The sequence below is a fragment of the Streptomyces sp. PH10-H1 genome (assembly GCF_030063355.1).
In the GTDB taxonomy this organism is placed as follows: Bacteria; Actinomycetota; Actinomycetes; order Streptomycetales; family Streptomycetaceae; genus Actinacidiphila.
The window spans coordinates 52,276-60,314 of sequence record NZ_JASISZ010000055.1; the positions used below are offsets into that span (position 1 = coordinate 52,276).

At 69.7% G+C, this 8,039-nt stretch carries 9 protein-coding genes; all 9 read right to left on the minus strand.

Features of this window, described 5'->3' with window-relative positions; translation table 11 throughout:
* Window positions 1–87: 87 nt before the first annotated feature.
* Window positions 88–648, minus strand: a complete 561-nt coding sequence (locus QMK24_RS28225; protein WP_283469620.1) for an adenine phosphoribosyltransferase — start codon at window positions 646–648, stop codon at window positions 88–90.
* Entirely contained in the window at window positions 645–1,799 is a 1,155-nt protein-coding gene (gene secF / locus QMK24_RS28230; protein WP_283469621.1) for a protein translocase subunit SecF, read from the minus strand. The genes QMK24_RS28225 and secF overlap by 4 nt, the downstream gene beginning before the upstream one ends.
* Window positions 1,799–3,574: a protein translocase subunit SecD gene (gene secD, locus QMK24_RS28235; protein ID WP_283469623.1), complete on the minus strand. Its 1,776-nt coding sequence runs from the start codon at window positions 3,572–3,574 to the stop codon at window positions 1,799–1,801. Before secD ends, secF begins: the two co-directional genes overlap by 1 nt.
* Window positions 3,575–3,661: 87 nt before the next feature.
* Window positions 3,662–4,102 carry a preprotein translocase subunit YajC gene (yajC, locus tag QMK24_RS28240; RefSeq protein WP_283469624.1) on the minus strand — a complete coding sequence of 147 codons (441 nt, stop codon included), beginning with the start codon at window positions 4,100–4,102 and terminating at the stop codon, window positions 3,662–3,664.
* Window positions 4,103–4,263: 161 nt separating this feature from the next.
* Complete coding sequence (gene ruvB / locus QMK24_RS28245) at window positions 4,264–5,340, minus strand: Holliday junction branch migration DNA helicase RuvB (protein WP_283469625.1); 1,077 nt, start codon at window positions 5,338–5,340, stop codon at window positions 4,264–4,266.
* A 188-nt stretch (window positions 5,341–5,528) separates the two neighbouring features.
* Entirely contained in the window at window positions 5,529–6,152 is a 624-nt protein-coding gene (gene ruvA, locus QMK24_RS28250) for a Holliday junction branch migration protein RuvA (protein WP_283469626.1), read from the minus strand.
* On the minus strand, window positions 6,149–6,688 hold the full coding sequence (ruvC, locus tag QMK24_RS28255) for a crossover junction endodeoxyribonuclease RuvC (protein WP_283469627.1): 540 nt from the start codon (window positions 6,686–6,688) through the stop codon (window positions 6,149–6,151). The genes ruvA and ruvC overlap by 4 nt, the downstream gene beginning before the upstream one ends.
* 148 nt (window positions 6,689–6,836) lie before the next feature.
* Window positions 6,837–7,589: a YebC/PmpR family DNA-binding transcriptional regulator gene (locus QMK24_RS28260; RefSeq protein WP_283469628.1), complete on the minus strand. Its 753-nt coding sequence runs from the start codon at window positions 7,587–7,589 to the stop codon at window positions 6,837–6,839.
* A gap of 60 nt (window positions 7,590–7,649) precedes the next feature.
* A partial coding sequence (gene pdxT / locus QMK24_RS28265) for a pyridoxal 5'-phosphate synthase glutaminase subunit PdxT (RefSeq protein ID WP_283469629.1) occupies window positions 7,650–8,039 on the minus strand: 390 nt, incomplete at its 5' end.

Sequence of the window (8,039 nt, forward strand, 5' to 3'; positions counted from 1 at the left end):
GGGGGGGCGGGGGGGGGGCGGCGGGGGGGTTCGGGGCGCCCGCCTCCTGGGCGGTGCTGTGTGCCGTACGGCGCTGTGCCGGTGGTGTCAGACGATGATGAGCGCGTCCAGTGGGGCGCCCGCGAGGGTGGCGGCGAGCCGCTCCCGGCCTCCGAGGAAGCCGAGCTCCAGCAGGACGGCGACCCCGGCGACCTCCGCGCCGGTGCGCCGGATGAGCTCCAGCGATGCCTCGGCGGTGCCGCCGGTGGCCAATACGTCATCGATGACCAGGACCCGGTCACCGGGGACGAAGGCGTCCTGCTGCACCTCTATCTCGGCGGTGCCGTACTCCAGCTCGTAGCGCTGCGACAGCGTCGCGCCGGGCAGCTTGCCCGCCTTGCGCACGGGCACGAAGCCGAGGTGGGCCCGCGCCGCCGCGGGGGCGGCGAGGATGAACCCGCGCGCCTCCAGGCCGGCGACCTTGGTGGCCCCATGGCGCGCGCAGAGCACGGCCAGGGCGTCCACCAGCGCGTTGAACGCCTCGGGATCGGCCAGCAGCGGGGTGATGTCCTTGAACATCACTCCCGGCTGCGGGTAGTCCGGCACATCCCGGATGCGGCCGAGCAACTGGCTCCGCAGCACGTCGGCGGCGGCGTCCGTCGCGGTCACCGGCGCTTCCCCGAGGGACGGTTCTTGCCGCGGTTGCGAGCCGCGGTCTGATGGCGCTGGCCGACCACACCGCCGGCGGCCGCGTGGTCGCCGTCCTCCGGCTCCCGGTCCTCGCCGGTCTCGCCGTCCTCGGCGTCCCGCTGCTGGTCCGCGGCGGGGTCGACGCCCTTGGCGGCGTCGGCCGCGCGCTTGGCCAGCACCCGCTTCCTGAGCGACTTGATCGCCGGGTCGCGCTCGTTGAAGTCCGCGACCAGCGGGGTCGCGATGAAGATCGACGAGTACGCGCCGGCGGTGAGGCCGACGAACAGCGCGAGGGCGATGTCGTTGAGCACCCCGGCCCCGAGGATGCCGCCGCCGATGAACAACAGCGCGCCGACGGGGAGCAGCGCGACGATCGTGGTGTTGATCGAGCGCACCAGGGTCTGGTTCAGGCTGCGGTTGGCCAGCTCGCTGTAGGTGAAACGGGTCTGCTTGGTGATGTTCTTGGTGGACTCCTTGAGACCGTCGAAGACGACGACGGTGTCGTACAGGGAGTAACCGAGAATGGTGAGCAGACCGATCACGGTGCCCGGGGTGACCTCGAAACCGACGATGGCGTAGACGCCGACGGTGATCGTGAGGTCGTGGATCAGGGCGACCAGGGCGGCGAGCGCCATCCGCCACTCGAAGGCGATGGCGAGATAGATCACCACCAGGATCATGAAGATGATCAGGCCGGTGAAGGCCTTCTGGGAGATCTCCTGACCCCAGCTGGGGCCGACCACTTCCGGGTTGAGTTTGTCGCTGGGCAGCCCGAGATCCTTGGCGATCTCCTGCTGGATCTGCTTGGACTCCGCGGTGGAGATGTCGCTGATCTGGATCCGTACGGTGCCGTTGCCGAGCTTCTGCACGGTGGCGTCGTGACCGAGGGTGTGACCGGCGATCTTGCTCTGGACGGCTGCCACCGAGAACGGGGTCTTCGGGGTGAAGACCGCGCCGCCGGAGAACTCGATGCCGAGCTTGAGACCGTTGACGGCCAGGCCGACGATGGCCACGACCGTGATCAGCAGGGAGACGCCGTACCAGAGCCTGCGCTTGCCGACGAAGTCGTAAGCGATCTCGCCGCGGTGCAGCCGGTGCCCGAGCTGACCGAGATTACCGAGCCGGGACATCAGGCCTCCTTCGTCTCGGTGCTCGCCCTGCGGCGGACGCGACGGATGGGGGCCTGGACGCCCAGGCCCTTCGGGTCGAGGCCGGACCACTTGTGGCCTTCGGAGAAGAACTTGTGGCGGGCCAGGATCGTCATCAGCGGCTTGGTGAAGAGGAAGACCACCACGACGTCGAGCAGGGTGGTCAGGCCCAGCGTGAACGCGAAGCCCTGGACCTTGCCGACCGTGACGATGAACAGCACGGCGGCGGCGAGGAAGGACACGAAGTCCGACACCAGGATGGTGCGCCGGGCGCGCGGCCAGCCGCGGGCGACGGCGGGCTGCAGCGAGCGGCCCTCGCGCAGCTCGTCACGGATCCGTTCGAAGAAGACGATGAACGAGTCCGCGGTGATACCGATGGCGACGATGGCCCCGCAAACGGCCGGCAGGTTCAGCGCGAAGCCGATGGCCGGACCGAGCAGGCTCATGAGCGTGTAGGTCAGCGCGGCGGACACCATGAGGCTGACGATCGCGACGAGGCCGAGGCCCCGGTAGTACACGAGCATGTACAGCACCACGAGCGCCAGGCCGACCGCGCCCGCGATGAGGCCGCCCTTGAGCTGCTCGCCGCCGAGGGCGGCGGAGACGGTGGTGGTGTTCTCCACGTTGAAGGAGAGCGGCAGGGAGCCGTACGACAGGACGTTCGACAGATCCCGGGCGGACTGCTGGGTGAAGCTGCCGAAGATCGTCGCGCTGCCGCCGGGAAGCGCCTGCGAGACCGAGGGCGCGGAGACGACATTGCCGTCCAGGTCGATCGCGAACTGGTTCAGCGGGGGCTGCTGGGCGGCGAGCTGGGTGGTGACCGAGGTGAACTTCTTCGCGCCCGTGCCGTTGAAGCTCAGGTCGACGACCCAGCCGTTACCGGACTGGGTGTCGAACTTCGCGCTGGCCTTGGAGACGTCCTTGCCGTCGATGACGGACGGGCCGAGCGCGTACTTGTACCAGATCTTGTTCTTGCCGTCGCCGCGCTGACCGCAGCCGACGACCTTCTGCTCGGGCTTGGCGCCGGAGCCGGCGTTGGCCTGCTGCGTCGGGTCGTTGCAGTCCAGCGCGGTGAACTTCGCCTGCAGATCGGCCGGAACCGAGCTGTCCAGCTTGCCGGCCGGGGGCGCGGGCGCGCTGGGAGTCGGCGTCGGGGCGGGCGCCTTGGCGGGATCGGCCTTCAGGCCGTCGGTGACAGCGCGGCCCTGGGTGGTGGCGCTGGACGAGGGCGTGATCTTCGGCGAAGCCGTCGCGGTCGGCGTGCTGCTGCCCTTGCCCGAGGGCTTCGGGCCGGAGGAGGCCGAAGGGCTCGCCGTCGGGGTGGGCTTCACCGGCGTCTTGACCCCGGGGGGGTTGGCCTGCTCGGCGAGCACCTGGCGGAAGTACAGCTGGGCGGTCGTGCCGACCTGCTTCTCCGCCTGGTCGGCGTTGGTGCCCTTGGGAATGTTCACGATGATGTGATTACTGCCCTGGGTCTGCACCTCCGCCTCGGAGACGCCAAGACCGTTCACTCGCTGGTTGATGATGCTCACAGCGGTGTTCATGTTGGTCTTGTTGATCGCGTTGGCCTGATCGCTCTTGGCGGTCAGCGTGATGCTGACGCCGCCGGCGAGGTCGATGCCCAGTCGCGGGGTGTTGTTGTGCGTGAGGAACATCGTCCCCGTCAACGCCACCAGCGCGATCAGGATCACGGCCAGTGCGCGCCCGGGGTACCCCTGACTCCCCGAGGACCTGCGGCCCTTCTTGGGTGCTGCCACCTTCTTGTATCTCCCTGTCCAACCAGCCCCCGGGCCTGCGCGCCCGTGGGGTGGCCACGAAGTGATGTGAGAGTCCGGACCGACGCCTTACTTGGGGTCGGTGCCGTCCTTCTTCGGCTCGTCCTCCGTCTTGCTCAGGTCGATGCGCTCGTCATCGGCGGCCCCGGCCGTCCCGGCAGCCTCATCCGTGCCCGTGTCCGCGTCGTCGTCCGCGTCCTCGGAGCCGTCCTCCAGCTCGGGCGGCTCGATGCCGTGCACGATCCGGTCGTACTCCGCCTGGTCCAGTACGGCACCGATGGAGTTCTTCGCGAAGTGCGCGTGCACCCCGTCGGCCAGCTCCAGGAGGACCGTGTCCTCGTTGACTTCCTTCACCACGGCGTACATGCCGCCGATGGTGCGGACACCGGAGCCCGGCTCCATCTGGTTCCGCATGGTTGCGGCCTGCCGCTGCTTGTTCTTGGCAGACCGGGTCATGAGGAACATGGCGCCGATAAGGATGATGAACGGGAGGAGCAAGCCGATACTCACGATTTACAACGTTCCTTCGCACGGCCGCGGGTGGCTGGCCTGATCTACGGGGGTGTATGCCGTTCCGGAGGAAGGGCGTCGGCGGAGTCTAAGCGAGTCCTCGCCGGTGAAACAACGCCCAGCATGGCACCGAGGTTCCTGGGGGGCGAGTATCCCCGCCGTCACGGTCCGAACAGGCCACCCTGGCCGGGCCCCGCGGATTGCTGGGGCGGCACCAGGCCGAGGTGGGTCCAGGCCGCCCGGGTAGCCACCCGGCCACGGGGAGTGCGGGCCAGCAGACCCTCCCGGACCAGAAACGGTTCGGCGACCTCCTCGACCGTCTCGCGCTCCTCGCCGACCGCCACCGCGAGCGTGGAGAGTCCGACCGGGCCGCCGCCGAACAGCTGGAGCAGCGCGCGCAGCACGGCCCGGTCCAGCCGGTCGAGGCCGCGGCCGTCCACCTCGTAGACCTCCAGGGCCTGTACGGCGATCTCGCGGGTGATCCGGCCGTCCGCTCTGACCTGCGCGTAGTCCCGGACCCGGCGCAGCAGCCGGTTGGCGATACGGGGGGTGCCACGGGAGCGGCCGGCGATCTCCGCGCCGCCGTCCGGCTCGATCTCGACGTCCAGCAGCCGGGCCGAGCGGTGGATGACGCGCTCCAGCTCGGCGGGGGCGTAGAACTCCATGTGGCCGGTGAAGCCGAAACGGTCCCGCAGCGGGGGCGGCAGCAGTCCGGCCCGGGTGGTGGCGCCGACCAGGGTGAACGGCGGCAGCTCCAGCGGGATCGCGGTGGCGCCGGGGCCCTTGCCGACGATCACATCGACCCGGAAGTCCTCCATGGCCATGTAGAGCATCTCTTCTGCCGGCCGGGACATGCGGTGGATCTCGTCGAGGAAGAGCACCTCGCCCTCCTGGAGGGAGGAGAGGATCGCGGCGAGATCGCCCGCGTGCTGGATGGCCGGGCCCGAGGTGATGCGGATCGGGGCGCCCATCTCGGCGGCGATGATCATCGACAGGGTGGTCTTGCCGAGACCCGGCGCTCCGGAGAGCAGGACGTGGTCGGCGGTGCCGCCGCGCTTCTTGGCCGCCTGCAGGACCAGGTCCAGCTGCTGCCGTACCCGTTCCTGGCCGACGAACTCCCCGAGGTCCTTCGGCCGCAGGGCGGCCTCGACGGCCTGCTCCTCGCCGTCGGCGGTGGAGCCGACCAGCCGGTCCGGCAGATCGTCGGCGGTCACCGGCGCGGGCTCGTCCCAGTTCACCGGCTTTCGCCTCGCGCGGTCGGCCGCGGCCCGGACGACCCGGCTGTTCGGAGGGGTACGGGGAGTCGCTCCCCGGGAGAACGCAGCATGGTCGGACTTTCGGATAGCCGGTCGGATGGTCAGCGGGTCATCGGGCGGATCAGCGGGTCATGGGGCAGCTCTCATCGGGCGAGTCATCGGGTCAGCGGTCAGCGGGTGCGGTTCAGCGTCTGGAGGGCCGCGCGCAGCAGCGTGGACACATTCGGCGCCTCGCCCGCGGCCAGTACGGCCTCGGCCTGCGGCGCGACCGCGGAGACCGCTTCGTCGGCCTCGCGGGTGGCATAGCCGAGACCGATCAGCGCCGCCTGCAGCTGGTCGCGCCAGGAGGCGGAGACGGGACTGCCGATCCCCCGGTTCGCCCCGGGGCCGACGGGGTCGCCGAGCCGGTCCTTCAGTTCCAGCAGGAGCCGCTGGGCGCCCTTCTTGCCGACGCCGGGCACGGCGGTGAGCGCCTTCTCGTCGCCGGTGGCCACCGCGATCCGCAGGGCGTCGGGCGAGTGCACCGCGAGCATCGTCTGCGCGAGGCGCGGGCCGACGCCGCTCACGGTCTGCAGCAGCTCGAAGATCTGCCGCTCGTCGTCGTCCGCGAAGCCGTAGAGGGTCAGCGAGTCCTCGCGGACGATGAGCGAGGTGGAGAGCCTGGCCTGCTGGCCGATCCTGAGGGTGGCGAGGGTGCCCGGCGTGCACAGGACGGCCATCCCGATGCCGCCGACCTCGACGACCGCGGTGTCCGGGGCGAGGGCGGCGACCGGGCCGCTGACGAAGGCGATCATGCTCGGTGCTCCTGGATTCGTGCGGGCCGGTGGGCGGCGATGGCCTGCTGGAGGCGGTTGGTGGCGGTGCCGCGCCAGATGTGGCAGATGGCCAGGGCCAGCGCGTCGGCGGCGTCGGCGGGCTTTGGCGGCGCGTCGAGCCGTAGCAGCCGCGTGATCATGGCACCGACCTGGGCCTTGTCCGCGCGTCCGCTGCCGGTGACGGCGGCCTTGACCTCGCTGGGGGTGTGGAGATGGACGGGCAGCCCGCGCCGGCTGGCGCAGAGCATCGCGACCGCGCTGGCCTGGGCGGTGCCCATCACCGTACGCACATTGTGCTGGCTGAACACCCGCTCCACGGCGACGACTTCGGGCCGGTACTCGTCCAGCCACTCCTCGATGCCGCGCTCGATGAGGACGAGGCGGTGGCCGATCTCCGCATCGGCCGGGGTGCGCACCACGCCGACTCCCGCCATCGTCAACGGGCGCCCGGGAACGCCGTCGACGACACCGATGCCGAGCCGGGTCAGTCCTGGGTCCACACCGAGTACCCGCACCGCGTCACCCCCTCAAGCCGAGTCGGTCAACTGTTCCTGCAACTGTTCCTGCAGGTTAGCCGTTCCCACTGACAACGCCGCCAACGCCGACGGGCCGGCGGGGTGTGTCCCGCCGGCCCGTCGTGTCGTGACGCGAAATGACGCGAAATCAGGCGTCGACCTTCTCCATGACCTCGTCGCTCACACCGAAGTTGGCGAAGACGTTCTGCACGTCGTCGCTGTCCTCGAGCGCGTCGATCAGCTTGAAGATCTTGCGGGCGCCGTCCTCGTCGAGTTCCACCTGCATCGTGGGGACGAAGTTGGCGTCGGCCGAGTCGTAGTCGATGCCCGCGTCCTGGAGCGCGGTGCGGACCGCGACCATGTCGGTGGCCTCGCTGATGACCTCGAAGGACTCGCCGAGGTCGTTGACCTCCTCGGCCCCGGCGTCCAGCACCGCGTCCAGCACGTCGTCCTCGGACAGTTCAGCCTTGGGGACGATGACGACGCCCTTGCGGTTGAACAGGTAGGAGACCGAGCCCGGGTCGGCCATCGCGCCGCCGTTGCGGGTCATGGCGACCCGCACGTCGGAGGCCGCGCGGTTGCGGTTGTCGGTGAGGCACTCGATGAGCACCGCGACGCCGTTCGGCCCGTAGCCCTCGTACATGATCGTCTGGTAGTCGGCGCCGCCGGCTTCCAGACCGGCGCCGCGCTTGACCGCGGAGTCGATGTTCTTATTCGGAACCGAGCTCTTCTTCGCCTTCTGGATGGCGTCGTAGAGAGTCGGGTTACCGGAGATGTCACCGCCGCCCATCCGCGCTGCCACCTCGATGTTCTTGATCATCTTGGCGAAGAGCTTGCCGCGCTTGGCGTCAACCACGGCCTTCTTGTGCTTGGTGGTAGCCCATTTAGAGTGGCCGGACATCGCCAGCTCCTTACAACGTCGCCAGTAGAAATGAACAGAAGAGATCCTACCGGGGTCGCGCTAGCCCGCGGCGCGCACCATGTCGACGAAGAGCTCATGAACGCGGTGGTCGCCGGTCAGCTCGGGGTGGAACGACGTGGCCAGCAGGTTTCCGGCGCGCACGGCGACGACGGTGCCGTCGTCCAGCCGGGCCAGTACCTCGGTCCGCTCGCCGGTCGATTCCACCCACGGTGCGCGGATGAAGACACCCTCGACCGGTCCGCCGCCGATGCCGGTGATCTCCACGGCCGCCTCGAAGGACTCGTTCTGCCGCCCGAAGGCGTTACGGCGCAGGGCCTCGCCCAGGTTGGTGGCGCCACAGACGAAGGGGGTGGTGAAGGCCCACTTGTCGCTGTGGTTGGCCTCGTCAGCCGGGGTGAGGACCTCGGACTCGTCGATGTAGTCGACACC